We start from the raw sequence: 26,999 nt of genomic DNA, 5'->3' as shown, positions 1-26,999 counted from the left end.
CGATTCCCCAGGATCACCGCATGGATCTGTTGCGACGGACCTTGAAGTGTTCGCGAAGGTCGATGATGCCCTTGGCCATGGCTGGCACGTCGGCCTCGATGATGGGCGTTGTGCCGATCAGAAGAGGGTGCAAGGCCTGGAACGTGGCGTGCTCAGGCTTGTCCGGGTTGGTCATGCTCTTCCAGGCGCGCGGTGCCAGCCGGGTTGCCATGAGGAAGCCGAAGGACCAGAAGATCGGGTCCAAGCCCCCAGCGTGGTGTGCTGGCAACTGCGGCCGATACAGGTACGGAAATTGCGCCATCGCCTCCGACAGGCGGTTGTGGTGGTGCGCCACGGCCTGAATGGCCAGGTGCTCCCGGCTCTCCTGCGCGGCGAGCAAGGCGCGCTCGCCCAGGAGGTGGCCGAGCCAGACCTGGGGATCGATGAACTTCGGCCCGATCAGCACGGCGGTCAGGTAGCCGTCGAGCCCGTCGAGGCGCGACACCGGCGCCGCCCGGCCGCGTGCCCGCAGATAGGCTTCGAGTTCGGCGGCATCCAGCATCGGTTTGGGCACCGTCGTGGCGGCGTTTGCGGCGGGCTTGGCCATCATGCCGCCCGTGCCTCGGCCGTAGGCTCGGCGTCCCGTTCCGCCCTCCACGCCCAGGGCAGCAGGCGGTCGAGGTCGTTCACTTTCACCGCTCCCGACACGATGCGCTCCAGCACGTCGGCCATGTAGGAGAACGGGTCGATGTCGTTCAGATTGGCCGAGTTGAGCAGCGAGGCGAGGATCGCCCAGTCCCGGCCACCCGCTGCCGAGCCGGCGAACAGCGAATTCTTACGGCCCAAACCGATCGGGCGCATGCTTCGCTCCACCGCGTTGGTATCGACGTCGATGCGGCCATCGTCGAGGAAGGCGATCAGCCCGTCCCAGTGGCCCAACGTGTAGGCGATCGCCTTGGCCAGGCTCGACTGGCCGGAAATCTCCGCCCGCACCTCCATCAGGCGGGCCTTCAGCGCCGCCATGATCGGCCGGGCTTGGGCCTGCCGGACCCGCAGGCGGGTGTCCGCTGTGGTGCCGCGGATGCGCTCCTCGATGGCGTACACCGTGCCGATGCGCGCGATCACATCGCGCGCCACCTCGGACTGGGTCGTCTTGAACACCGCCACGAACTTGCGACGCGCGTGCGCCAAGCAGAAAACGAGGCGGATCCGCGCGTGTTTGCGGCGGCGGACCAGCGCCTTGTAGGCGGCGTAGCCGTCCACCTGGAGGATGCCGTCGAAGCCCGCCAGTTGTTCTTGAACCGCCGCCGTATCCCGCCCCTCGGCAAACACGTAACCGACCGCCGGCATGGCCGGTCCTTGCCAGGGACGGTCGTCCACCGCCTGGGCCCACAGTTGGCAGAGCTTGGTCCGCCCGCGTCCCGGATCGAGCCGGGGCAACGGCGTCTCGTCGCAGTACACCCGCTGCTGGGAGCGGATGTAGAGCAGCAACCGATCATACAGCGGCCTCAACCAGCCCGTCAGGGCCAGCGAAGCTACCACGCCGCTCGGCGAACCCAGAACACAAGCGTGCTCCGGTCCAGCACGATGCCTTGGCCGGCGAACATCTGGGCCTGCCGGTACAGCGGCAGATGCCAGGCGAACTTCGCCACCACGACGTGGGCGACCAGCGCGGTGGTGGCCATGCCGCCGTCCACCACGCGGCTTGGCGGCGGCCTGGACCAGGGCGCCGGCGCAGCCCCGGCAGGCGTACTTCGGCCGGATGGTGCGCAGCACGCGCACGATGGCCGGGATCACATCCAGCGCTTCGGCGACGTCCTCACCGATCCGGTGCATCGCCCCGGCGCAGCACAGGCACGCGGTGCTTTCCGGCTCGATGGTCGTCTCCAGGCGCGGCAGATGCCGGGGCAGCGCCCCGACGTTACGGTTCGCTGGACGGCGCGCAGGCCGTTTGGGTCTACCGGCAGTCCGATCGGCGTTGTCGTTGGCGGCCGGAGCCGCTTCACCAGCAAGGTCGCCGAGGTCGAGGACGCCCTGTTCGGGGTCGATCACCGACGTCTTCTCCGACTTCGCCCCGAAGATCAGCGCCGTCAGCGTCGCCACCCGCGCCTGCAACGCCGCGTTCCTGGCCACCAGATCGCCGATGATCCGGGCCAGTTCGGCGGGGTCTGTGGGGAGCGGGTCGGGAGGCTGGACCATGCCCTGGAGTATACCGCAGAGATGCGTCAGAACCCAGGCGTTTCAACGTTTTTACCCCATCCAACGGGGCGTTTTGATCGCCGGCGGCGAGGCCGTGCGCCACTCCAATCCATCGAGCAGCAGCGCAAACTGAACCGCGCTCAGACGAACCGCGCCGTCCCGGATCGGCGGCCAGGAAAATCCTCCGTCCTCCAGCCACTTCGTTGCGAGGATCACCCCGGTGCCGTCCCAGACCAGGAGCTTGAGCCGATCCTTCGATCACGTGACATAGTGCATCCTTCCCTTCAAATTCCGGGCAAGCTCATGATGTCATCTCGTTGATAAGACACGAAATTCCTTGGCCGGCGCTTCTGAATTTCCCGCACGCCTGTCTGCACGGCCTCAGTGCTCAGCGCGTCGACCGGTATCTTCCAAGGGGCCGAGGGCATCAACTGGGTCGCCGGTAGAATGCCCTGGCGGATGAGCCGCTGCACGGAGCCCACGCAGATCCCCAACCGGCTTGCCGCTTCATCGGCGCCGATCGTCGGTATCGGGTGATCCGCAGGATCGAACGGCGCGATGCCGAGCCGTTCGCGCAGGGCGCACACCTTCACCGTCGTCCACGTCTCCCCGTCCTCCGTCTTGCAGCGCATCCGATTCATCGTCACGGCAAGTTCCCGGTCCGGCCATTGACCGCCAAGCTTGCGCATCACCTCCACGGGGCTGGGCCGCCGCTCGGCGGGGTAGCGCCCGGTCTTCACCCTGGGAACCCGCACCTCCGTGTGACAGCCTCCCACCCAGTGGATGAGGACGACCGCCTCGTTGGCCGCATCATCGAGGTCGATCACCACCTCATGTACGAGAATATGCGTCAGGCGCTGCCGCGTGCGGGCATCCGTCGTCGGCGCATTCCACGCCGTCGGCAGGTCGTGGGCCAGCCTCATCAAGGCCTCGCGGTCGATCCTGGGGCGTGCCGCCGCTTGCGCGTTCAGGTCGGCGAGGCGCCGCTCGATCTGGGCGACCCGTTCCAGCGCCGTGTTCCAGCGCGCCTCCAGTTCGCGCACGACATGGCGCTTGGCCGGATCCACCAGGTCGTAGCGCCGGGCCGCCAGCGACGCGTCATAGCGCGCGCCCTCGAGGTCGCGCTCCAGCGCCTGCCGGACATCGTCATCGGCTTTGGCCATCTGGTCGGCGGCGAGCAGGGCCGCCTCCACCGCCCGGCCCGACACCGCCTCCAGCATCTGGGCTACCACGGCGCGGTCGATCCGCACGCCGCCAATGCCGATGCACAAGCCGGCCCCGACGTGCGCGTCGTCGCCCCGGCACTGGTAACGGTGGGCGTGGCCGGATCGCATGCCGTAGAACACCCGCATCATCCGCCCGCAATGGCCGCAACGGACAAGGCCGGTCAGAGCCCGCCCGCCCCGGGCGGCTTTCCGGGAAGCCCGCTTCTGCATGTGGGCATTCTCCTGGAGCAGGCGCTGGTTGTCCTCGAACTCGCGCCAAGTGATGTAGCCGTCATGGTGGTCGTGCAGCAGCGCACCCCAGTCCGTCATGGCGCGGTGATGACCGCTGGTCTTGCGCGCGCGCCCGTCGACGGCCGTGGTGCGGTTGCCCGTGCGACCGAACGCGTAGGCCCCGGCATAGATCGGGTTCCGCAGAATTTGCATCACCGAGTGATAAGCCGGCGCCCGCCAAAGGATCTTGCACGTGCTCAGGTTGCGTTGCACGACGGGCAGCATGAGCTGCTCTTGGCGGCTCCAGAGGAAGACTTGGCGGGCACTGCCCAGTTCGCGAAACTTGCCGAGCACCATGCGGATGGCGCCGGAGACCCGTTCGTCCGGATCGATCTCGATCCGTCCTGCCTCCGTCCAGCAGTAGCCGGGCGGCAGGGTGAAGCGCAACTCGCCCCGACGGGCCTTGCTGTCCCGAGCCTCGAGACCACGCTGGCGCAGCAAACTGAGTTCATACTCGGACATGGTGCCCTTCAGCCCAAGCAGGAGGCGATCGTTGACCAGGCGCGCATCGTAAACGCCGTCCGGATCGATGACCAACGTCCCAGCGAGGGCGCAGAGGTCGACCAAGTGGTGCCAATCGCGGCCATTGCGGGCCAGACGGGAGGCTTCGAGGCATAACACCGCCCCGACCGAGCCGGAGCAGACGGCCGCCACCAGCCGCTGGAAGCCAGGCCGCTCGACGAGGCCCGAGCCGGACCGCCCCAGGTCGTCGTCGATCACGGTGACGGACACGAAGCCGGCGGCTCGGGCTTGCTCCACCAGGGCGTATTGGCGCTTCTGGCTTTCCGTGTTGCCGACCACTTGGCTCATGGTGGACTGGCGCACGTACACGATGGCGCCGCGGCCGAGATGGTCAGGCGTGATCTTGGAATTCATCACCGCCCTCCCTGCTGGTCGTCGACGCTCTGCCGCCCAGAGCCTCCAGAAGCAGATCCGCCAAAGCCTGGACGGCTTCGTGCGGCACCGCTGTCATCGGCAGCGGTGCCGGAGTGGGCGCGAGGTCCAGCGCCAGTTGCCCCCTGGGCGATGCTCGTCTGCTCATCGGCAGCCTCCTTGGCAGGTGAGATGTCCGATGATGCGCTTCCGTCTTGCCCAGGCATCCGGGTCGAGAGGACTGCGAGCTGTACCGGGAGTTCGAATGCCGGCTGTCGCCGACGATGCGCCAGCACCACGTCGCCGGCGACAAGCTGTTCGTCGATTATTCCGGCAAGAGGCTGCCGATCGTCGATCCGGCCACCGGCGCGTTGCGCGAGGCGGAGTTGTTCATCGCCGTGCTGGGGGCGTCGAACTACACCTACGCCGAGGCGAGTTGGACGCAGACCCTGCCGGATTGGCTGGGCGCGCATGTCCGCCTGTTCGAGGCCATCGGCGGGGTGCCGCGGCTCCTCGTGCCCGACAACCTGAAGTCCGGCGTCCACAAGGCGTCCTTCTACGATCCGGAGATCAACCGCAGCTATGCCAAGCTGGCCGCCCATTACGGCATCGGCGTGGTGCCGGCCCGGCCGCGTCGTCCCCGCGACAAGGCGAAGGTGGAGGCCGGGGTCCGCTTCGCCCAGACCTACATCCTGGGCCGGCTGCGCAACCGCCCGCTGTTCTCGCTGGCCGAGGCGAACACGGCGATCCGTGAGGTGCTGGAACGGCTGAACGGCCACCCGATGCGCCGGGTCGGCGTCAGCCGCCAGGACTTGCTGCGGCAGCTCGAACAGCCGGCGCTTCAGCCTCTGCCGGCCACGCCCTACGAGTTCGCCGAGTGGATGTTGGCCCGCGTCGGGCAGGACTACCATGTCGCTATCCAGGGCTTCCATTATTCGGTTCCCCACGCTCTGATCCGCGAGCAGGTCGACGTCCGCGTCACCGCACGCACCGTGGAGATCTTCCACCGCGGCGGCCGGGTCGCCGCCCATGTCCGACAGGTCGCCGGCGATCGCCACGGCACCGATCCCGCCCACATGCCAAGCACCCACCGCCGTTATGCCGAAGGGACGCCGGAGCGCGTCCTGGACGAGGCCAAGGCGATCGGCCCCAACACCGAGGGTCTGATCACCGCCATCCTTGCCCAGAGCCGCCATCCCGAACAGGGGACCCGCGCCTGCCTAGGCGTGTTGCGCCTGTTTCGCGGCGCCAACCAGGAGCGCGCCGAGCCCGTCTCGGCGCGGGCACTGGAGATCGGCGCCTTCGGCTACCGCAGCATCGCGTCCATTCTCGCCCACAAGCTCGACCGTCCGGCACTGCCGCGCGACGGCGACACCGCGCCGCTGCTGCACGCCAACATCCGCGGTTCCGGCTACTTCCACTGAGGAGACCTTTCATGTTGCACCATCCCACCCTCGACCTGCTGCACGACCTTGGGCTTCACGGCTTGGCCAAGGGGTTCAGGGACTTGGCCGGCAATCCGGAGACGGCCGGGCTGGGGCATGCCGAATGGCTCGGCCTGCTGCTCGACCACGAGGTGACGCTGCGCCGGCAGAAACGGTTCGAGGCCCGCTCCAAGCGGGCCCGCCTGCGCCAGGAGGCCAGCGTCGAAGACGTCGATTTCCGCGCCGCCCGCGGCCTCGACCGTGCCCTCTTCCTCAAGCTCGCCGGCTGCGACTGGGTGCGCGAGCATCGCCATGTGCTGATCACCGGCCCCACCGGGGTGGGCAAGAGCTGGCTGGCCTGCGCGCTGGGACAGAAGGCGTGCCGCGAGAATCTCTCCGTTCTCTACCAGCGCACGCCCCGGATGTTCGCCAGCTTGGCGCCGGGCCGAGGCGACGGCCGCTACGCCACCCTGTTGCGGACGCTGGCCCGCGTCAACCTGCTGATCCTCGACGACTGGGGGCCGGAGACGCTGACCGCCGATCAATGCCGCGATCTGCTGGAGATCGTGGAGGACCGCTACGCCAACGGCTCGATCCTGATCACCAGCCAGGTGCCGGTGGACCGCTGGTACGAGATCATCGGCAATCCCACCCTGGCCGACGCCATCCTCGACCGCGTCGTGCACAACGCCTACCGCATCGACCTCAGCGGCGAGTCGTTGCGCAAACGCCAGACCGCCGAACTGGCTCTCTGACCTGAAGGCTTGACCCCGCCAAGCCCACCATGAGATCACCAAACCGACCCTGGGAGAGCGTCACGCGATGGCCGGCATCGCGTCGGAACCGTGGACCGCTTTCAAATCGGAACGATGGACCGCCTTCATGTCGGAATCCCCGGCCGCTTTCATCGGAATCCGCAACCGGGGCAAGATCATCCCCTTGATCCGCGTCCGATCGGAGGGCGCCCACGGCTTCCAGGAGCAGGTCCGCCAGAGCCCGGATCGCCTCGTCCGGAACCATGACGTCCGGAGACGGAGCGTTGAGGTTCAGCGAGAGCTGGGGCGTCGGCTGCGGTCGTCTGGGCATCGGCAACCTCCTTCAAGGATGGGATGTCCGATGCTGCGGGATCACCAGCCTGACGCCGCAATTCCGAGAGAACTGCCGCCAATGCGCTCAGAGCCGTGATGGCGACCTGCGGCGGAACCAGCATCGCCATATCAAGGCAGTAGGCCGCATCGCACATCCAAGCGGGCAGTTCCCGAGCTGTTCCGGGCCGCTCCTCGAGCCAGAGGACCGGATGACCGCCACGCACGGTTCGGTTCACGACCCGGAGCCTCTGCCCGTGCAGCGGGTGCCAGGGATACTCGACCCGTGCCGACTCGAAACTGTATGCTGAATGACGTTCGGTACCCTTGCCGGCCACGAAAAATGAACAGATGGCCCGCGAATGGGTCCTGCTGGAGGACCTGCTGGGCGAGCATGGCCAGCCCGTCCATCCCCTTGCGCATGTCGGTGGCCCCCATCGCCAGATAGACCCGCACCCCGGCGGGAACCGAGATCATGGAGCATCCAACGCGCCGACCAGCCGGCGCAGCGTGGCGGGGGCGATGTCCTCGGCGACCCGAAGCACGCGACCGTTGGAGAGCACCACTTCGACCAGGGCGACACGGCGCTCGATGGGCGGCGTCTTCGGCGCCGACGGTGTCATCACAGGAGACGGCAAGCCGGCGGGTGTCGCCTCCAGGACATGGACCGGCACAAAGCCCGGCGCCTCGGCGGACAGTTCCCCACTCTCAAGCTGTCGGCGCCAGCGATAGATCAGGCTGGTGCACACGCCGTGGCGGCGCGCCACCGCGGCGACGGCGCCACGTCCGCCGTGGGCTTCGCCCACCAGGCGGATCTTCTCCTCGAGCGAATAGGTCCGCCGCCCGCCGGCGCCGGTGATGACCTCGATACGTTGGACTGCCACAGTGCAAACCACGCTGCTTGCCACGATGCCAAGCCCGCCACACCAATTGGTGCCGCCGACGTCCAGCTTTCAGCACGTGGCACACTGATCCCGCAAGGCAGCCCACAGACGGCGCTTACCGTGAAGACGCCGGATGTCTTCAAGCAACTGTCGGTTCGCTGCCTTGCGTGGGCTCTCCGGTCGCGTGCGCCAAGCATAATAGCCCGATGGCGACACGCCGAGGGCATCGCAGAGCACCAGAACCGGGTATTCGTTGCAGTAGCCCGCAATGATTCAGAACCTCATCTCGGTGCTTCCGAGAAAATTGCCACAGTTTTTCTAATATATTCCGTTCCATCTGGACGCGGGCGATTTCCGATGCTTGATCGGCGCCAGTGGTCAGGGAGCGCTGCCATTTCCACAGCTCCGAGGGCTGCAGCCGCAATTCCCGGGCGATTGGCGCAAGGGAGCGGCCGCTGCTGGCCAACAGCGCTACCGCCCCCTGCTTGAACTCATCCGTAAAGATGCGCTGCGTCGTCGTCATTCTTGACCTCTCCACTCCATCTGGAGCTTAGCAGAGGTATCCACTGATCCAGAGGAAGGCCACGTGCCATGATAGCACAATTCACAGTTGGCAAAAGGCAAACGCGCTCGTAGATTCAAGCTCTTCGCGGGATGCTCGTAATGCACATTGCCGCACAGGGGGGATAAGCCGAAATGGGGAAACGCCATCGGCCAATTAAGCGCACTGCGGGCTTCCTTGTGCACGCGCTGCGAGTCAGGCTCCAACTCGGGCCAAGCCGAGCCATCGGTGCTGCCGCAATGGAGCCTAATGAGGTTTGTCCATGTTAGCCGGAACATGGAAAGCGTTTCCGGGGCCGCTTCAAGTCATTCTCAATGTGACCGAAAAGTCGTTGCGCGATGATTTGGCAGAGAGCGGTGCGTCTCCGTTCCTCGGGCACCACACCATTCTGTTAAAGCGCATCACGCCAATAAAGGATTTCGTTTGCAAGGCGAATGACCCGGCCGAGCGATTCTGCACACTGCTGGCGGGATGGCCGACGGTGGGTGTCGGCATTCTCGCTCACCTTACGGCCGAATTTCTCGGCAAGCACCAGGGGATCGAGCTTTGGCCCTGGATCGATAAGTACTTCGACAAGCCCGTCCTGATCGGCCGCCGCAGTGACCTCTATCGCGCATTCCGCTCGGCCTGCCTTCGCCTCGGTCTACCGGTCCTGCAAGAGCGTGACGGCTGCTATATCGTGAACGAGTTCGTGCTGCAGGCCGGGGTGCCTTTCAACCAGCTCTCGGCGCTGGCGGAGGCCTGTGACCGGACCGAACGGCTGGAAGGGCTCCCCAATGTCGATGATACGGCGGAGTGCGCCGCGTGGTCGACCGCCGTCGCGCACCGCCTTCCAAATAACGGCAGGCTGGTGCTGATCCTCAGCAGCGAGGGTGGAGATTATTACGCCCGCGCCTACGCCGCGATCCGACAAAACATGGAGTTGCAGGAGAACAGGTTCCTGCAACGCTTCCGTGATACGCTCAATGAGCTTGCCCTCGACGCTCTAACGCAGTGTGGATCATCCACGGCCCAGTTTGCCAAGCCCACCGTCATCCTGCGGGACGAGACATTGATCCTCGGCATTCCGCCAAGCCAGGATCTTTGGACGGTGGTGATCGATGGCCGCTCCGCGGAGGTCGATGCCGGGTCGGACGGTAGGGAGATCGTTCTCACGCAGCCCTGGCCGGATGCCGTCACGTGTCATCGGGACAATCACACCCCGATCGCCATCCCCATTCTTGCGCGCCGTCCGGACGCGATCGCCATGTTCCATGGCGAAACCGGTGAGTTGGTCAAAGCCGCGCAGCTTGATCAGACTGGTACGACGCTTCGGCTTCATCCCGGCCCCTACTTGGCCGCCGGGCGCCGCGGCTTTTGCTGCAATGGCGAGGACAGCGAAGGCGGGCTTGGACCCCTCCATTTTCTGCGTTTTAGGCTGCTGAACCAGGGCTTGGAGATCACCTCCCCCTATGGCCATCTTGCCCTCGCGGCCGGCGGGGCTTCGCATCTGGGCTTTGCCGGACAGCATGCCGTGGATCTGGCAGGGCGGCGCCTTTTCGCGGCGGTCGACGTGGCGCTCACACTCGCACTTCCCGGGGATCGCCTCGCCGCGCCGTACGACTTGGTGCTCGACGGCATGGCCAAGCCGGATGGCACCGCCGCCGACGCGCTACGTGTGCCTGTGCAGCGGGACGACTTGGAAAACGGCCGCGTCCTGGTTGGATCTCACCTGGCCCACCATCCGGCCATGGTGATCCGTCTGCGCGCATCCCTCTGCTTGCGGGGGGAATCGCGTGCGCTGGCGTCGGCCGTTGCGTTCGTCTGGTGCGGACTGGATGCCTGTCGGCCGGGACGTGGGTTCCGGGGGCAGCGTCCGGGTAACGCCCTGCCGGACTTGTTCGATGGAGCCAGCCTGGCAGATACCGGCGTCGGCTTCCATTCCGGCCGGACGGGCGAGCCCGTCTGTGTCGCGTTTCGACCCGTGGGCCGGGACGCTGGACGGGCTCCCTGGACCTTCCGTTTCCAAGCGTCCGATCTCTTCGTTGAGCTTGTCCGCTCCGGCGACGTCAGTGCGGCCCTCAGAACCGTCCAGGTCTCCTTGGGGGAGACGGTCGCCATCTCGGACGATCAACCGGCCGACATCATCGTTCACAGCGACGACCACGAGGCCGACCTCAGCATCGGGCAGCGCCGCATCCAGGGAGCCTTTCAGCGCGCGTTGAGCCGGCACATCGCCCATGCCACCCTCATGGAAGCCTGCACCGGTGCCGCCAACGCGATCACCATCCACAAAGGGCCGGAGCGGTCGGTAGCCATCGAACTCTGCCGCATTGCCCGACCATACACGCCACGGCGGTTCCAGATCGATGATCGGCCTGGTCGGGTTTCCGTCACCTTGGACCTTGGCCGTCCCATTCATTCCCTGTGTTTCGACGGCATCGACCTTCGAAGCGGCCATACCGTTGCCGGAGCGTTGGAACCGGGGATGGTTATGGTAGCGCCCAACAGCCCGCTCGCCAGCGCCTCCCTGGCCGGCGGCGCGGGGACGGCCTACGTCCTCACCGTGCCCTACGGCATGAAGGCGGCCTCTTTCTGGCTGCTGCATCCCGCGGTACGGATGGAGGGCGATGCGCCCGCCGAGCCGCTGCGCAATCTGCGCTCGGACGAGTATGTCCTTGCTGTCGCCGGGGAATGGGGCAACAGGATCACCGATACCGTTGCCGTGGACTGCTGGACGACGATCGACGAAGCTGCCGGGGTTGCCCTGCGCTGCTACGCGGCGCTGCTGCGCTGCTATGAACAGCAGAGCTGGGACAGGATGTCTTGGCTGCCAGGGCTGATGCGGCGAGCCGCCAACGCGGTGATCGCCGAGCAGGGGCTGCCCCCGCTCGTTCCCGCCTTCGCGCAGCAGTCTGCGGAGGGTGCCAGTGAATCGTGGGTGCCCTTGACATCGCCCTGGGATTTGGCTCCTGGTCTCTGGTCGTTGCCTGGTTCGGCATACGCCCGGCTGCACGAAACGGCAGCACCGCTGCTGCGTGCCCTGCATTCCCTCGCCAGGTTGGACGCCGCCGGGAGGGTGAGGGAGGCCATTGCACAGGGGCTGATCGGCCCGGCGTTCGCCCGTTACTATGGAAATCTGCAAGAAGCCCACAGGTCCGACAGCGTCCGCTTGAGCCAATTCGACTTCGACCAGTTCGTTTGTGAAATGAGCCGACCGGCCATTCAGGACGAGAGCAATGACACCCGTTGCCCGCTGTCCGCCCGACGTCACCGGGACGCAGTGCGCCGCCTGCGGCTGGCCTACGGCCGGATTTCCAACGGGGAATCCAACCTTATACGGCTCGGGCGCGCCACTCACATGGTGAACCGGTGCAGCAGCGCCCAGCCGGAACTGGTGCGTTGGGTTCACCGGGTGGCTAAGGGTTGGACGCGGGCGGGCGTGCCGGCCCTGCCAGTCACGGCGGCAGAAGAAGAGGCGTCGGACTTTCTTTCGGCCGTCCCCAACCTGCTCTCCTCACTCGCCATGGCCGCCCGGTTCGACCGTTTGGAGCCGGGCTTGCTGGATGATTATCTCGCCCGCCTTGGCAAAATCACCGAGGAAGACCCGGCTGCCACCCTCGGCTTTGTCACCTGGGTCGCGCCAGACCTATTCGGATTCTACCTCGTTCTTTGGGACGTCTTGTCCAGATCGGTGAAATCATGACTGACGCCAACCCGCTAGCGTTTCGCCGTCAGCTCGAAGAGACACTGCGGCGCTACATTCTGACCGCCCAACCGATCTCCAGGAACTATCCCAAGCTCGCCGACGCCTACCGCAGCGCGCTGCAGGACGGCGCCAATCTGGTCAAGGGGCCCTACGTCGAAACGCTGCCCGACTTCGAGAAGGGGCGGCCGCTCTCGGCTCTCGTGCAGGATGGCACCTTGAGCCCGAGCTGGCGGGTTATGCCGGAGCACTTGCGGCACCGACCGCTGCATCGGCATCAGGAACAAGCCATGCTGGCCGCCGTGCGCGACCGCGAGAACCTGCTGGTCGCGACCGGCACGGGCAGCGGTAAGACCGAGTGCTTCCTTTTCCCGGTGATTGATCGCCTCCTGAAGGACCCTGACCTCTCGCAGCCCGGGGTCCGAGTGTTGCTGATTTACCCGCTGAACGCGCTGGCGAACGACCAGCTTTACTTCCGCTTGGCGCCGCTTCTGCTCAATCACCTCCGCGATCCCGGCATTACCTTCGGGCGCTTCACATCGCAGGTCGGGGCGAACGAGCAGCGCCAGGACGTTGCGGACGACCTGTTGCGCAACCGGGCGCTCGTCGAAGCACTCCAGCGGCATGACGACAGCGGTGTTCCGATCGAGCTTCACCAGATACCGACAAGTTGGTGCCTGACCCGTGAGGAAATGCTCAAGCGACCACCACACATCCTGATCACCAACTACGCCATGCTGGAGCACCTGCTGCTCCTGCCACGCAACGCTCCATTGTTCAGCCAGTCGCGCCTTCACACGATCGTGCTGGACGAGGTGCACACGTATTCGGGGGCTCAGGCGATCGAGGTCGCCTTCCTCCTGCGTAAGCTGAAAAATCATCTCGGCATCGAGGGCGGGCTGCAGTGCTTCGGCACCAGCGCCAGTCTGTCCGACGACCCGGGCGCTGAGAAGGACCTGCTCGCATTCGCCGGCGACCTGTTCGGCGAGCCCCTGACCCGTGTCGTTCGCGGCAAGCGCGAGGCACACGAGGCTCTGCGTGAGCCAAGCGCAACGTGGTCGCTGCCGCCGGACGCTTGGATCGCGTTGGCCGCCATCGCCGAGGAGATCCGCCGCGGCGAGATCGATTCGGTTGACGCGTTCAATGCCGCAGCCGAGCAGCGTGGAATCGCGGTTCAGTTGGATGGGGCGGCTGGGGGGATCGGACCGGCTCTGGCGGCGCGCTTCGGCACCAACGCGGAAGTTCGAACCATCAGTGGCCTTCTGAGCGAGCAGATGCGCGAGTATCGAGATCTCGCGTCTCGGCTGTTCGGACCGCGGCCGGACACGGATCAGGCGCTCGCTGGGCTGATCGCCATCGGCATGCTGGCGCGCACCGACGAGAGGAGCTATCCGCTGCTGCCCGCCCGCTATCATCTGGCCGCAAGCGGGGTGGAGGGGGCCGCCGTACGGCTGTCGGCCGATGCTCCCGAGCAGTGGGTGGAAGTCGTTCCCAAGAAGTCTCATCGAGGACCGGACGGCGAGCATTTCTATCGTCTCCTGGTCTGCCGGAACTGCGGCCAGCCCCACGTGGAGGCCTACACCTGTGGCGGTCTGCTCAAGCCCGAGCCGGAGACCCATGCGAACAGTCGGCACGTGATGATCCTGTCCCGCAGCGCCTCCGGCGTGGAGGAAGAAGCTGACGAGGATGAAGGCAATCCGGTGCTGGGCGGCCCAATATCCTTCCTGCCCGACAATGGGCGGCTGGTGACGTCTGACACCATGGGAGCGTTGGTTCTGCAGGAAGTGGCCGCCGAGGTCGACGAGTATGAACAGCGGGCGTATGTGAAGAAGTGCGCGGCCTGCGGTGCGCGGGCGACCCGCTACGCCGAAATTCTGATGCCTTTGCATCCCGGTGACGATGCCCTCGCCGCTGTCGTCACCCAACAGCTTCTGGAGGTTCTGCCGCCGCACCCCGGTGCGGAGGCGAAGCCGTTTGGCGGGCGCGGGCTGCTGTCCTTCTCCGACAACCGGCAAGATGCCGCCTTCTTTGCCCCTTACTTCGAGCGAACTGGCCTGGAATTGGCCTTGCGCACGGCCATGACGGACGTCCTGCAAAACGTCGCCGAGAATGACGATTTCGATCCGCCTCTCCTGGCGAAAAAGACGCGGCTGCGCCTGACCAGGTCCAATCGCGTGGCGTTGCGCCTATACGATCGCACGCTCAGCCGGACCTTAAGGGACACCGAGATCAAAGAGTATCTGCTCGGTTGGGTGCTGGCGGAATTCTGCCTCCCGGCCGCCCGCCGCATCGGACTGGAAGCTCTTGGCCTGGTCGGGGTTACCTACGCTTTGGACCTGCTGACACCACTGGTCGGCACTGTGCGCCAAGCGCTTCCCCCCGCTCTGGCCGGCGAAGCCGAGGCTTTGACGCATCTGTTCCTTGAGCATATCCGGCGGGAACGCGCGATCGCCCCGCTGGATGATGTGGAACTGGACGAGGAGCGGATTTGGGGGGTTGAGTACACTGGGCCGCGCAGCTTCGGTCTGACCGCCGATACCCACAACGCCCGGTTCCGCTGGATTCCAAGCCCGGGGCGCCCGAATCGGCGGAGCTGGTTCCTTGAGCAGCGTTTGGGATTGTCGCCGGCCGAGCGCGACCGGGTTCTGCGGAGCTTTTGGGAAAAAGCGCGCAAGTTGGACGTGCTGATCCCGGCCGTCGGCTTCGACGGACTGGTTCTCGATTGCCAGCACCTGCGGTTCTTTGGCGCGGCAAACCGCCCACTCTATCGGTGTGCCGTATGCGGCCTGCACCAGCAGATTTCCGTCGGCGGCAAGTGCGCGTCCTTCAAATGTCCGGGCGACCTCCTTGAGCTCGGGCGGGACGAGCGGGAGCGGTTGACACGGGAGAACCACTACGTCGTGCAATATCGCACCGGCATTGGCCATATTCCCGTCGCCCGCGAGCACACGGCCGCCATCGGCACGACCCGCCGGGAAAGCATCGAGACAGCCTTTCGCGCCGGCGAGGTCAACCTGCTCAGCTGCACGACGACCATGGAAATGGGCGTGGACCTGGGCGCGCTGGAAGCCGTGGTTTGCCGCAATGTCCCGCCTGGGCCGGCCAATTATCAGCAGCGGGTGGGTCGGGCGGGACGCCGCGCGCAGGCCGCGCCTCTGGTGGTGACCATCGCCCGCAACGGCAATTACGACCAAGCGGAGTTCCGGGCCTTTTCGGACTACCTGCGTCGCCCGCCGAACGTGCCTTACATCAACATCGAGAACGCGCAGTTCTTTCGGCGGCATCAGATCTCCGTCGTCCTCGCCGGCTACTTGCGCCATCGAATCGCGAACACGGAGAGGAATTCGCCCCGGCTGAAACACCTGCTTGGCGAACGCTTTGACCGGGCCACAGCGCTGCCGGCGTTTCGCGCCGACATCGACAGCTGGCTCGAAAGCCCGGCCGGCACGGCGTGTCTGCGGAAGGCGGACAACTTGGCGTTCCATCTTCCAGAGTCCCGGCGCCTGATCGCCCTGACAGGCCCAGACCTCGCCGACGCATTTCGGGCTGCCCTCAATGATTTCGCGGCCGTGCACGCCGACCGTTGGTCGACCTTTGAGGACCGGATTCAGGAATTGAACGCTGCCGTCGTTGCGGGGGACACGAAACGGGCCGGCGCCGTCTCTTACTTGGTTCATCAGCGTGACCGCTATATGGACCAGCGGCTGGTGGACCAACTCTCTCGCTATGGCGTCATCCCGACCTACAGCTTCCCCGTGCACGACATCACGCTTGAGGTGTCGCCGTCCCGCAAGGCGCAAGAGGCTGGCGTCTCGGGTGGTCAGGACATTGAGCTGAACCGCGACGCCGCGCTCGCGATCAGCGAGTACGCGCCCGAGGCGGAGGTGGTGGCTGGCGGGCGAATTTGGGTAAGCCGCGGCATTGCCCGCTACCCGCGGGAGTTCATGCCCGATCAAAAATATCGGGTTTGCAAGGCGTGTCAGCACGTCGACGTGGCCGATCTGCATGGGCTCGACTATGCGGCCTGCGCAAATTGCGGCGCAGCGTTCGACGGCCAGCGCGCTCGTACCTTCATCGAACCGAAGGGGTTCCTGACCTCTGCCGCGGAAAAAGGCGGGCGCGATCCTGGTGTGACCCGCCTGCGCACCCGGCCGGCCGATGAAGCGAGGCTGATCACCATCCTGCCGCAGTCGCAATTCCAATCAACCGATGTGGGCGTGGTGCACATCGGCTTCTTGCCGGCATTCGCTCCTCCGCAGTCGGGCCTCCCGGTCGGGCAGCTGTTCATGGTAAACAAGGGGCCGCATGGCTGCGGCTATCATCGGTGCAGCAAGTGTGAGTACGCCGTGGCCGCGCGCACACCGTATGGCAAGCTGCAGGGGATGGTGCACGACAATCCCCGCACCGGCGACCGTTGCGAGGCAACCACGTTGCTATCGCCTGTGGACTTGGCGCACACCTTCAACACAGACGTAGCGCAGCTTCATATTGCCTCGCCTATGCCGGCTTTCGAGGACACCGAGGCTGCCGATGCCGGGGAACAGCGCAACGCGTTCATGCGCACGCTGGTGGAGGCGGTCCGGTTAGGGGCAGCCAAGACACTCGACATCGATCAGCGCGAGATCCGGGCGACGTTCCAGACGGATGGCGATGAGCCCCGCGTCATCCTCTATGACAGTGTCTCTGGCGGTGCCGGCTACTGCCGCGTGATCGGCACCTCGAAAGCGCCGGTGCGAACGCTCCTTAGGCTGGCGCTCGAACGGCTGGACTGTTCCAACCAGTGCGCGAAGTCCTGTCGCGGTTGCTTGCAAGATTACAGCAACCAACGCCATTGGGAGCAGTTCGACCGGCACAAGGTGCTGCCATGGCTGGCGAAGGTGCTCGCCTCCAAGGACCCATCGCCCTACGTCGCAGCAGGCGCCCAGCCCTGGCTGGCCCCGAGCCTTGAGGAGTTGGAACGGCGGATTGCCGGCGCACCGGAGGTCCACCTCTGCGTGTCTCGTCTGTTCAGCGAGGCCGCCCACGCCGAGGACATTGAGCATCTGGTCGGCTTCCTGCGCCGCTTAGCCGACCGCGGACGTACGGTTCATGTCGCGCTGGCAGAACCACTCCGGACCAGCTTGCGTGACTTGGACCCGGATTCGCGCACGCTGTTCGATTATCTGGCCCCGTATGTCAGGGATCGCCGCGTTCGCTTCTACCAAGCGAAGATCGTTGAAACGACGCCGCGCGTTTTCACCGTTCCCGCTTCCGGCGGCTTAGCTTGGTTCAGCACGCTGCCCCGGGTGCCCTTAGCTGAGCGCATTCTGCCCGGGGAGGTCTACGAGCTTCGGCTGGGGGACGAGGTGCTGACCGGGGCCCTGTCGGCCTACATCGCGTCGTGGCAGCCAGCGGACACCCGCCTTTTCGACACCTTTGCCAATGCGAGCCGCTGGGATGTGCGCGCCGGGCAACGGCGCGAGTTCGCCACGTGGTTCGCCCCGATTGCGGATGCTCACTTGGCGGCGGTCACGATCCGCGATCCTTATGCGCTGGGCAACGACACATCGCGGCAGTGCCTGGTAGACCTGCTGAGCGAGTTGAAGGCCCATTCCCGTAGCCTGCAAGCGGTCAAGGTCGTGTACCGGGCGGAAGCCGGCGAGCGATCGGGGAGCAGTCATGGTTTCGGCGCCCCTCATCGAGAGTCGAACGAATTCGCTCAGCATGATCTCCGCATCCGCCTTCAGCGCGCGGGGCTTGCGGACATCAAGTTTTTCCCGCTGCCTTGGAGGAGGACGGTTGCCGACCGGGATTTCCATGACCGCAGCATTGAAATCCAGGCTGACCATGCCGACGGCGCTACGATGCGCCACCGCTTCGACCTCTCCGGCGGCGTGGATCGCCTGATGCAGAACCGCTACGAGTCATTGATCGTGCATTCCTGGCAGGAGGAGGCATAAGCGCGGCATTAGGGGCGGCAAACCCTCCAAAGTATCCCTGATGCGAACGTCGCCCCTTACTGCAATGCAGCTGGCTGCACGCGGTAGGGGGCGAAGACATCCGGTATGTCGCTGCAAAAGGCTGCGCCGCGAGAGCGGTTCTGTGACGCAGGGAGGAGATGATCTGTAAGCGTGGTCTGTGGACTGCCTTGCGGGAGCAGTGTGCTGATCTTCCCCCCGCAAGAGCCACCGAACCAGGGCAAGATCATAATCGCGAGACATGGCTAATGGGGCACGGCATGCCCGGGGTAGCACGCGCTCTGGATCGCCCCTGTTGCTCTCCTGCCATCCACCTTGGCAGATGCAGGCAAAACCGAACAAGGGCTCCGCCATCAGAGATTTCCATTGCAGATTGCATCTTGTTTTTCATAACATGGAAATCTCTTTTGGGTATCCGCCCTCTTCTACTCATCAGCGGTGATAACGCATGGCCCGGCCCAGGAAAGTTGTCGCAGAGGAGATTGTGATAGGATATCTTTCTCCGTTGCCCTGTCACTCTGTAAGCGCGAGCATAAAAGTTGAATCACGCTGCCCACAACAAGCTCATCTCTTTCATCTGGTCCATCGCCGACGACTGCCTCCGCGACGTCTACGTCCGCGGCAAATACCGTGACGTCATCCTGCCAATGGTCGTGCTGCGGCGCCTGGACACACTCCTGGAACCGACGAAAGAGGCCGTTCTCGAGGAGGTCCGCTTCCAACGCGAGGAGATGAGGGAGACCGAACTCGACGACGCACCCCTGACTGCGGCCTCGGGCTACGTCTTCTACAACACCAGTAAGTGGACGCTGAAGCAGCTCTATGCCACCGCTACGAACAACCAGCAGATCCTGCTGGCCAACGTCGAGGAATACCTCAGCGGGTTCAGCGACAATGTGAAAGAGATCATCGCCCGTTTCAAGCTGCATGAGCAGATGCGGCACATGGCGAACAAGCAGGTGCTGCTGGACGTCCTCGAGAAGTTCATCTCGCCTTACATCAACCTGACGCCGTACGACGCCGAAGACCCGGATGGGAACCCGCTGCCGGCCCTGTCGAACCTCGGTATGGGCTATGTCTTCGAGGAACTGATCCGCAAGTTCAACGAAGAGAACAATGAGGAGGCCGGGGAGCATTTCACCCCGCGTGAGGTGATCCACCTGATGACCCACCTCATCTTCGACCCGATCAGCGGCCAGTTGCCGCCCGTCATGACCATCTACGACCCGGCCTGCGGCAGCGGCGGGATGCTGACCGAAGCGCAGAACTACATCAAGGACCCCGAGGGGCCCGTCGCCGCCAAGGGCGACGTCTACCTGTATGGCAAGGAAATCAACGACGAGACCTATGCCATCTGCAAATCCGACATGATGATCAAGGGGAACAACCCGGAGAACATCAAGGTCGGCTCCACCCTGGCCACCGACGAGTTCTCAGGCCACCGCTTCGACTTCATGCTCTCGAACCCGCCCTATGGCAAGAGCTGGAAGAGTGACCTGAAGTACATCAAGGATGGCAACGACGTCATCGACCCACGCTTCCAAGTCAAACTGACCGATTATTGGGGCGAAGAGGAAATCGTCGATGCCACCCCGCGCTCGAGCGACGGGCAGCTGCTGTTCCTGATGGAGATGGTGGGCAAGATGAAGCCCGTCGCCAGCAGCCCCATCGGCTCGCGCATCGCGTCGGTCCACAACGGGTCCAGCCTCTTCACCGGCGACGCAGGCAGCGGCGAATCCAACATCCGCCGCTTCATCATCGAAAACGACATGCTGGACACCATCATTCAGCTGCCGAACAACCTGTTCTACAACACCGGCATTACCACCTACATTTGGCTTCTGACCAACGCCAAGCCCGAGGCGCGCCGCGGCAAGGTGCAGCTGATCGACGCCAACCTGTTGTTCCGCAAGCTGCGCAAGAACCTAGGCGACAAGAACTGCGAATTCGCGCCCGAGCACATCAAGGACATCACCGCTGCCTACCTCGCCTTCCAGCCGGCCGAACGCCAGCTGGACGACAACGGCGATCCGACAGGCATCGCGGTGCAGATCTTCGACAACGCCGATTTCGGCTATCACAAGGTCACCATCGAACGCCCTGATCGCCGCCGCGCCCAGTTCAGCGCCGAGCGGCTGGAACCTCTGCGCTTCGACAAGTCCCTGCGTGAGCCAATGGAGCATCTCTGGGTCGAGCATAGCGAGAAGGTCTATGAGCCCGGCTTCCTGAAATCGCAGGCCAAGGCAATTCAGGCCTGGTGCGAGGAACAGGAGATCGCGCTGAACGCCAAACAGCGCGCCAAGCTGGTCGACACCGGCCTCTGGCTACGCCAGCGCGAGCTGATCGGCGTCGGGCATCAGCTGATGCAAGCGGTGGGCACCGAGGAAACCACCGACTTTAACACCTTCCGCGAACAAGTGTCCAAGATTCTCAAGGCCCGCAAGATCAAGCTGTCGGCGACCGAGAAGAACGCAATTCTGAACGCCATCAGCTGGTATGCCGATGATGCGGAAAAAGTGGTCGACAGCATCCAACGCTTCACGAAGGCAGAGCTGAAGGCCATGGCCGCGCGACTGGGCTGCCAGATCGACGAATTGGGCGACTTCGGCATCTATGCCCAGCCCGACGACAGCTATCTCACCTACGAATCCAGCACCGACTTGCGCGACAGCGAGGCGGTGCCGCTGAAGGACAGCATCCACCGCTATTTCAAGGCCGAGGTGAAGCCGCATGTGCCCGAGGCATGGATCAACCTCGACACGGTCAAGATCGGCTACGAGATCAGTTTCAACAAGTACTTCTACCGCCACAAGCCGCTGCGCAACCTCGATGCCGTGACGCAGGACATTCTGGCGCTGGAACAAAAGGCTGATGGCCTGATCGCCGACATCCTAAGCTTGACGCTTGCCGATCTGTCGGAGGCGGTGTGATGAACACGTCCTCCTATCCGGCATATCGAAGCTATAAGGAAAGCTGCGTTGGTTGGATCAGCCAGATTCCTGCCCATTGGGAAATTAAGAACCCAAAGTGGTTATTCAGCCAACGGAGGGAGCGCGCTCGCAAGGGTGAACTACAGCTCGCTGCTACACAGAAATACGGCGTTATCCCGCAAAGTGACTTCATGGACTTTGAGGGGCGCCGGATCACACAGGTGTTTCTTGATTTTGATATCCTGAAGCATGTTGACGCGGGAGATTTCGTTATGAGCATGAGAAGCTTCCAAGGAGGCCTCGAATACTCTGAATATACCGGCTGCGTCAGTTCCGCGTATGTGGCTTTGAATCCTGGGCCGAGAGTCTATGCTCCATTCTTCAAATATCTGCTGAAAAGCTCTCGCTACATTGAGGCACTTCAAGCGACCTCCAATCTGGTGCGGGACGGACAAGCGTTGCGCTTTGAGAACTTCACAATGGTGCCGTTGCCGGTCGTTCCTATTGAGGAACAATGCGCCATCGCGGCATTTCTGGATGGGAAGTGCGGCAAGATCGACGAAGCGGTGCGGATCAAGGAAGAGCAGATCACGCTGTTGCGCGAGCGGCGGCAGATTCTGATCCAGCAGGCCGTCACCCACGGCCTGAACCCCTCCGCCCCCATGAAGGACAGCGGCATCGACTGGATCGGCCAAATCCCCGCACATTGGAAGGTGCAGCGAAGCAAGTATGTATTCACTCAACGCAAGGAACTTGCGCGCAAGGATGACATTCAGCTTTCTGCGACCCAATCCTACGGCGTTATCCCACAGGACGAGTTTGAAGAACTCGTTGGCCGCCGCGTGGTCAAAATCCAGACCAACCTCGAAAAGCGCAAACACGTCGAACTCGACGATTTTGTCATCAGCATGCGCAGCTTCCAAGGAGGTCTGGAACGGGCTTTCGCCACCGGCTGCATTCGTTCTTCGTATGTGATCTTGCAACCGCTTGAACCTGTCAACCCTGATTTCTTCGGCTACCTGTTCAAGAGCCCGCGCTACATCAAGGCGCTGCAGGCAACAGGTAGCTTCATCCGTGACGGCCAAGACCTGAACTTTGACAATTTTTCGAAGGTCGATCTTTTTCTCCCACCACTCGATGAACAGGCGGCCATAGCGGCGCACATCAAGGCCGGTTGCGAGAAGATCGACAACGGCATCGCGATCAAAGAGGAGCAGATCGCCGCGCTCAAGGAATACAAAACGAGCCTGATCAATGCGGCGGTTACGGGCAAAATCAAGGTGGCGTAAGGGGGGATCATGGTCAGCAACACCAAGGAGATCGCATTGGAACAGGCGATCCAGCGGCACCTGACGGGCCTGACGACCGAGGAATTGGCTGGCCAGCCCGCCTCCGCCGGCCACGGCCCCTTCCGCTTTGGCCTGCCCGGCGATTTCGACGCCGAATATGCGCTCGACACCCGTCTGTTCTGGGAATTTCTTGAAACCACGCAAGGCAAAGAGCTAGCCAAGCTCAAGGACCGCAATCCGGGCGATTGGCAGCGCAAGATCCTTGAACGCTTCGACCGGCTGATCAAAAAGAACGGGGTGCTGCACCTGCTGAAGAAGGGCCTTGCCGTCGATGACGCTTTCTTCACGCTGATGTATCCCGCCCCGCTGGCCAGTTCCGCCGCCAAGGTGCATGAGAATTTTGCCGCCAACATCTTCAGTGTTACGCGGCAGGTCCACTACTCGCAGACCAACCCGAACGAAGAGATCGATATGGTCCTTTTCGTCAACGGGTTGCCGCTGATCACCATCGAGCTGAAGAACACTTGGACCGGCCAGACGGCGCGGCACCATGGGCAGAAGCAGTATCGCGATGACCGCGACGCGACGCAGCCTCTGCTGCAGTTCAGCCGGGCGCTGGTGCATATGGCGGTGGACACTGACGAGGTGTACATGACCTCCAAGCTGGCCGGGTCTGCGACCTTCTTCCTGCCCTTCAACAAGGGCCACAACGAGGGAGAGGGCAATCCGCCCAACCCGAACGGCCACAAGACCGCCTATCTGTGGGAAGAGGTGTTCACCAAGGAAAGCCTCGCGGGCATCATCCAGCATTTCGTGTTGCTTGAGGGGAAGGCGACCGACCCGCTGGCCAAGAAAGCGCTGATCTTCCCCCGCTATCACCAGCTGGATGTGGTGCGTCGCCTGCTGTCGCACGCCGCCACAACGGGCGTCGGCCACAGCTATCTGATTCAACATTCGGCAGGTTCGGGGAAGTCAAACTCCATCACCTGGACGGCCTATCAGCTGATCGAGACTTATCCGGCCAAGGTGGGCATTCTGGGCGCGAAGGCGCTGGACCAGCCCTTGTTCGACTCGGTTATCGTGGTCACCGATCGGCGCCTTCTGGACAAGCAGCTGCGCGATAACATCAAGGATTTCTCCGAGGTAAAGAACATCATCGCCCCAGCCCTGCGCTCGGCCGACCTGAAATCGGCGCTGGAGAACGGCAAGAAGATCATCATCACGACGATCCAGAAGTTCCCGTTCATCATTGAGGGGATTGCCGATCTGAGCGACAAGCGGTTTGCGGTGATCATCGACGAGGCGCACAGCGGCCAGAGTGGCAGCGCGCATGACAACATGAACCGCGCGATGGGCGCAGGCGGCGCGGACCCCGACGAGGATGACCCCCAGGACCGCATTCTGGCGGCGATGCAGTCGCGCAAGATGCGCGGCAACGCCTCGTACTTCGCTTTCACGGCGACGCCCAAGAACACGACGCTGGAAAAGTTCGGCGATCGCCAGCCCGATGGCAGCTTCAAGCCCTTCCACCTCTACAGCATGAAGCAGGCCATCGAGGAAGGCTTCATCCTGAACGTTCTGGCGAACTACACGACATACAAGAGCTATTACGAAATCCAGAAGTCCATCGCCGACAACCCGCTGTTCGACACCAAAAAAGCACAGAAGAAACTGCGGGCCTATGTCGAACGCAGCCAGCAGACGATCAACACCAAGGCGGAGATCATGCTCGACCATTTCATCGAGCAGGTCGTCAGCCCCAAGAAGCTGCGCGGCAAGGCGAAGGGGATGATCGTCACCCAGAACATTGAGGCGGCGATCCGGTACTACAAGGCGGTGTCCAAGCTGCTTGCGGACCGAGGAGAGCCGTTCAAGGCGCTGATCGCGTTCTCGGGCGAGAAGGTCGTCGATGGTGCGACCTACACCGAAGCCGAGCTGAACGGGTTTCCCGAAGCGGACACGCGTGATCGGTTCGACGAGGATGATTACCGGCTGCTGGTCGTTGCAAACAAGTATCTGACGGGCTTCGATCAGCCGAAGCTGACCACGATGTACGTGGACAAGAAGCTGCAGCACGTCCTCGCCGTGCAGGCGCTGTCCCGGCTGAACCGTTCGGCCCCGAAGCTGGGCAAGCGCACCGAGGATCTGTTCATTCTCGACTTCTTCAACGACGTGTCTGACATCAAGGCGGCGTTCGACCCGTTCTACACCGTCACCACCCTGTCGTCGGCGACAGACGTGAACGTGCTGCACGAGCTGAAGGACTCGCTCGACCAAGTCGGCGTCTATGAATGGCAGGAGGTCGAGGACTTCGTCACCCGCTATTTCGCGGGTGAAGATGCCCAAGCGCTGAGCCCGCTCATCGATACTGCGGCGGACCGTTTCAATCAGCAGCTTAAACTGCCCGAAAAGGACAAGATCGACTTCAAGATTAAGACCCGGCAGTTCGTGAAGATCTATGGGCAAATGGCCTCGATCATGCCCTTCGAGGTCGTCGAGTGGGAAAAGCTGTTCTGGTTCCTGAAGTTCCTGGTCCCGAAGCTGAAGATCATGGATCCCAACCAGGACATGCTCGACGAACTGCTTGAAGCGGTTGACCTGTCGTCCTATGGCCTCGAGCGGACCAAACTGAACCACACCATCAGCCTTGACGCATCACCGACCGAACTTGACCCGCAAAACCCTAATCCGCGGGGATATCGGGATGGCGAGTCGGAAAAGGATCCCTTGGACGAGATCATTCGTACCTTCAACGAGCGCTGGTTCCAAGGTTGGAGCGCAACACCGGAAGAGCAACGAGTCAAATTCATCAACGTTGTGAACAGCATCCGCACCCATCCCGACTTTGCCGAGAAGTACGAAGCCAACGCCGATCCCTACAACCGCGAGATAGCCTTTGAAAAGATGCTGCAGGACGTGATGCTGAAACGCCGAAAGGAAGAGCTAGAGCTTTACAAGCTGTTCGCGTCGGATCCAGCATTTAAGGCTGCATGGAGTCATAGTATTGAGAAAATGTTGGGTGGGCACACTGAATTTCAGACTATTATCTAATCCGACTATAAATCAGCCCCGGATTGGGGCGCCGACGCCGTTTTAATGGAATTTCCTGTTGGCGGGCCATGAATTACCGAAAGGGGGGCAACACTATCCGGCCGCTGCCCTTTTCGGTAATCCAGAACCAATCTAATGTTCTTCATTCCGCTCCGGAAGGCGGGACTCGGCGGCCGTTCCCTATTCCGCCGTTAGACCGTTGATCATCCGCCTTCGCAGAGCGACAAGAACGAAAGAGCCGGAATCGGGTCGCGCCCGTGCCAATGCAGCTTGATCTTTCTCTACAGGCGAGCCAGCTCGTCGAATTAGATTGGTTACAAGTCGCCAATCTTCCCCGGAACGCCCTCCTTGAGCCTCAGACAACGCTATTTTATTCTCAAGTTCTTTAGGAGGCGGCATGCGATTGTCTGGCGAAAGCACAGGTTCCCACCCGAGACCTTCCCTTTCAAACGCGTATTCGTATGGCCTCACGCTTAGTAACGCTACATTAGCGCGCACCTGCTGCATATCGGCTGGTGTTGACGTACGGTGACGCCCACCTGGGACGGTCCTCAGTATAGGTTGAGAGAATTGTTCGATCCGCCAGTCAGCGCGCACCACATCGTTTCCCTGCTCGTTATCTGCACCGATGGTGCCGCACGTAAATTTGGCATATGAAGATGGAATACAAGATATGGCATCGGCGGGATCAGGCGGAAGCACATTAAGAAGGTATAGGTGCACTTCCGTTTTGAAGCTCTCTATTTGGATACCAAGCGGGATCTCAAAATAAATTTTATCACCGACCTTTGGTAGTTCGCCTTCCTCCAATTTTGCGAAGATCAAGATCGTGCGAACTATTGACCAATCCCTCGGAAGATTTACTTCCGCATCAAGCCCTTCGAAGTATTGCTTTGACCACCATGCGAATGCTTCTTTGAGTGTAGGTGAGTATATCATTGATTCGTCCGCCACTGCATCAATGTGGCGTCGCACTTTGTCGAACTCTGTTGCGGTGGTCGGCCCTTCCAGCATTACGGCCGCTTCCCCGTTTAGACCGCCGAGAGCGAACGACGTCAAGTTGTTAGAACCAATAAAGGCGCATGCACGGTTATTGGGCAGCTCCATATAATAGATTTTGCTGTGTAGCATTGGGTGGTATCTAGCAAATGGATTTTTCCTGCCACCGGTGTGCATGGTATGGCCCAAGTGGATGCGCAAATGGGACTGCGGAACACCCGCTGCACTGAGTTCATCAAGTGCCTGGAATGCCGGGTAAGTTGCTGCGCCGATGACAAGCTTCTTAAGCCGTTGCGGAGCCGCGCGCAGGAAGCCATCAATAGCGGCCAATCCGCCTGGCGTGGCGAATCCAACAACAATGCTTGTATAATCGGACGCCGCAATACGGTTTCCTATCAGGGAAGCAATGGCTTCGTGTGGCCTGTCAAAAAGTACTGTAGAAGTTATAGACATGGGCCTCTCCGGAGAATCATCACAGAATCAGAGAAAAGATTTCTAGGACATCAGCCGCATTTTACAGCAATATGGACACGGTACATTGAAACAGACGGATTCTCCACGTGACATTGCAGACGCACATGTTACG

Annotated in this window: 13 protein-coding genes and 1 pseudogene; 7 read left to right on the top strand and 7 right to left on the bottom strand. The window is 62.9% G+C overall.

Going from position 1 to position 26,999, the window contains the following annotated elements; genetic code table 11:
- Positions 1 to 13: 13 nt before the first annotated feature.
- From EJ913_RS18535 to EJ913_RS18520, 3 genes and pseudogenes are all read right to left on the bottom strand, one after another.
- Positions 14 to 589: a YecA/YgfB family protein gene (locus EJ913_RS18535; protein ID WP_244939409.1), complete on the bottom strand. Its 576-nt coding sequence runs from the start codon at positions 587 to 589 to the stop codon at positions 14 to 16.
- Positions 586 to 2,178, bottom strand: a pseudogene (gene tnpC, locus EJ913_RS18530) (IS66 family transposase). The gene EJ913_RS18535 and the pseudogene tnpC overlap by 4 nt, the downstream one beginning before the upstream one ends.
- A gap of 284 nt (positions 2,179 to 2,462) precedes the next feature.
- Positions 2,463 to 4,550: a recombinase family protein gene (locus EJ913_RS18520; protein WP_127000565.1), complete on the bottom strand. Its 2,088-nt coding sequence runs from the start codon at positions 4,548 to 4,550 to the stop codon at positions 2,463 to 2,465.
- A gap of 212 nt (positions 4,551 to 4,762) precedes the next feature.
- On the opposite strand from EJ913_RS18520, the gene istA reads away from it, so the two are divergent.
- Together istA and istB are read left to right on the top strand one after the other, a co-directional pair.
- Positions 4,763 to 5,971, top strand: coding sequence for an IS21 family transposase (gene istA, locus EJ913_RS18515; protein ID WP_211098996.1), 1,209 nt, complete (start codon positions 4,763 to 4,765; stop codon positions 5,969 to 5,971).
- Between the two features lie 11 nt (positions 5,972 to 5,982).
- Positions 5,983 to 6,726, top strand: a complete 744-nt coding sequence (gene istB / locus EJ913_RS18510; protein WP_127000563.1) for an IS21-like element helper ATPase IstB — start codon at positions 5,983 to 5,985, stop codon at positions 6,724 to 6,726.
- Positions 6,727 to 7,188: 462 nt separating this feature from the next.
- Here istB and EJ913_RS33260 read toward each other — a convergent pair whose 3' ends face one another.
- From EJ913_RS33260 to EJ913_RS18490, 3 genes are all read right to left on the bottom strand, one after another.
- Positions 7,189 to 7,452, bottom strand: coding sequence for a hypothetical protein (locus EJ913_RS33260; RefSeq protein ID WP_425321119.1), 264 nt, complete (start codon positions 7,450 to 7,452; stop codon positions 7,189 to 7,191).
- 77 nt (positions 7,453 to 7,529) lie between these two features.
- Positions 7,530 to 7,940 carry an IS66-like element accessory protein TnpA gene (tnpA, locus tag EJ913_RS18495; RefSeq protein ID WP_185909841.1) on the bottom strand — a complete coding sequence of 137 codons (411 nt, stop codon included), beginning with the start codon at positions 7,938 to 7,940 and terminating at the stop codon, positions 7,530 to 7,532.
- A gap of 139 nt (positions 7,941 to 8,079) precedes the next feature.
- Positions 8,080 to 8,463 carry a transposase gene (locus tag EJ913_RS18490; RefSeq protein ID WP_127000560.1) on the bottom strand — a complete coding sequence of 128 codons (384 nt, stop codon included), beginning with the start codon at positions 8,461 to 8,463 and terminating at the stop codon, positions 8,080 to 8,082.
- 301 nt (positions 8,464 to 8,764) lie between these two features.
- Here EJ913_RS18490 and EJ913_RS18485 point away from each other — a divergent pair, with 301 nt between their 5' ends.
- From EJ913_RS18485 to EJ913_RS18465, 5 genes are all read left to right on the top strand, one after another.
- A complete protein-coding gene (locus tag EJ913_RS18485) occupies positions 8,765 to 12,187 on the top strand; it encodes a hypothetical protein (protein WP_127000558.1) in 3,423 nt (1,140 codons plus the stop codon).
- A complete protein-coding gene (locus EJ913_RS18480; RefSeq protein WP_127000556.1) occupies positions 12,184 to 18,126 on the top strand; it encodes a DEAD/DEAH box helicase in 5,943 nt (1,980 codons plus the stop codon). Before EJ913_RS18485 ends, EJ913_RS18480 begins: the two co-directional genes overlap by 4 nt.
- Before the next feature lie 557 nt (positions 18,127 to 18,683).
- Positions 18,684 to 21,074: a type I restriction-modification system subunit M gene (locus EJ913_RS18475; RefSeq protein ID WP_127000554.1), complete on the top strand. Its 2,391-nt coding sequence runs from the start codon at positions 18,684 to 18,686 to the stop codon at positions 21,072 to 21,074.
- A complete protein-coding gene (locus tag EJ913_RS18470) occupies positions 21,074 to 22,363 on the top strand; it encodes a restriction endonuclease subunit S (protein WP_211098995.1) in 1,290 nt (429 codons plus the stop codon). Before EJ913_RS18475 ends, EJ913_RS18470 begins: the two co-directional genes overlap by 1 nt.
- A 9-nt stretch (positions 22,364 to 22,372) precedes the next feature.
- Positions 22,373 to 25,414 (top strand): type I restriction endonuclease subunit R, encoded by a 3,042-nt coding sequence (locus EJ913_RS18465; protein WP_127000550.1) that lies wholly within the window; start codon positions 22,373 to 22,375, stop codon positions 25,412 to 25,414.
- Positions 25,415 to 25,594: 180 nt separating this feature from the next.
- Here EJ913_RS18465 and EJ913_RS18460 read toward each other — a convergent pair whose 3' ends face one another.
- A complete protein-coding gene (locus EJ913_RS18460; RefSeq protein WP_127000548.1) occupies positions 25,595 to 26,866 on the bottom strand; it encodes a phospholipase D family protein in 1,272 nt (423 codons plus the stop codon).
- Positions 26,867 to 26,999: the final 133 nt, after the last annotated feature.

The sequence above is a fragment of the Azospirillum doebereinerae genome (genome assembly GCF_003989665.1).
Taxonomy (GTDB): Bacteria; Pseudomonadota; Alphaproteobacteria; order Azospirillales; family Azospirillaceae; genus Azospirillum; species Azospirillum doebereinerae.
The sequence above is the reverse complement of the archived record's forward strand: the minus strand, read 5'-3'. Positions and strand labels throughout refer to the sequence as shown.

Coding starts and splice junctions, on each gene's coding strand:
- EJ913_RS18535 (WP_244939409.1), bottom strand. CDS start 589: ATGATGGCCAAGCCCGCCGCAAACGCCGCCACGACGGTGCCCAAACCG.
- EJ913_RS18520 (WP_127000565.1), bottom strand. CDS start 4,550: ATGAATTCCAAGATCACGCCTGACCATCTCGGCCGCGGCGCCATCGTG.
- istB (WP_127000563.1), top strand. CDS start 5,983: ATGTTGCACCATCCCACCCTCGACCTGCTGCACGACCTTGGGCTTCAC.
- EJ913_RS33260 (WP_425321119.1), bottom strand. CDS start 7,452: ATGCTCGCCCAGCAGGTCCTCCAGCAGGACCCATTCGCGGGCCATCTG.
- EJ913_RS18490 (WP_127000560.1), bottom strand. CDS start 8,463: ATGACGACGACGCAGCGCATCTTTACGGATGAGTTCAAGCAGGGGGCG.
- EJ913_RS18485 (WP_127000558.1), top strand. CDS start 8,765: ATGTTAGCCGGAACATGGAAAGCGTTTCCGGGGCCGCTTCAAGTCATT.
- EJ913_RS18480 (WP_127000556.1), top strand. CDS start 12,184: ATGACTGACGCCAACCCGCTAGCGTTTCGCCGTCAGCTCGAAGAGACA.
- EJ913_RS18470 (WP_211098995.1), top strand. CDS start 21,074: ATGAACACGTCCTCCTATCCGGCATATCGAAGCTATAAGGAAAGCTGC.
- EJ913_RS18465 (WP_127000550.1), top strand. CDS start 22,373: ATGGTCAGCAACACCAAGGAGATCGCATTGGAACAGGCGATCCAGCGG.
- EJ913_RS18460 (WP_127000548.1), bottom strand. CDS start 26,866: ATGTCTATAACTTCTACAGTACTTTTTGACAGGCCACACGAAGCCATT.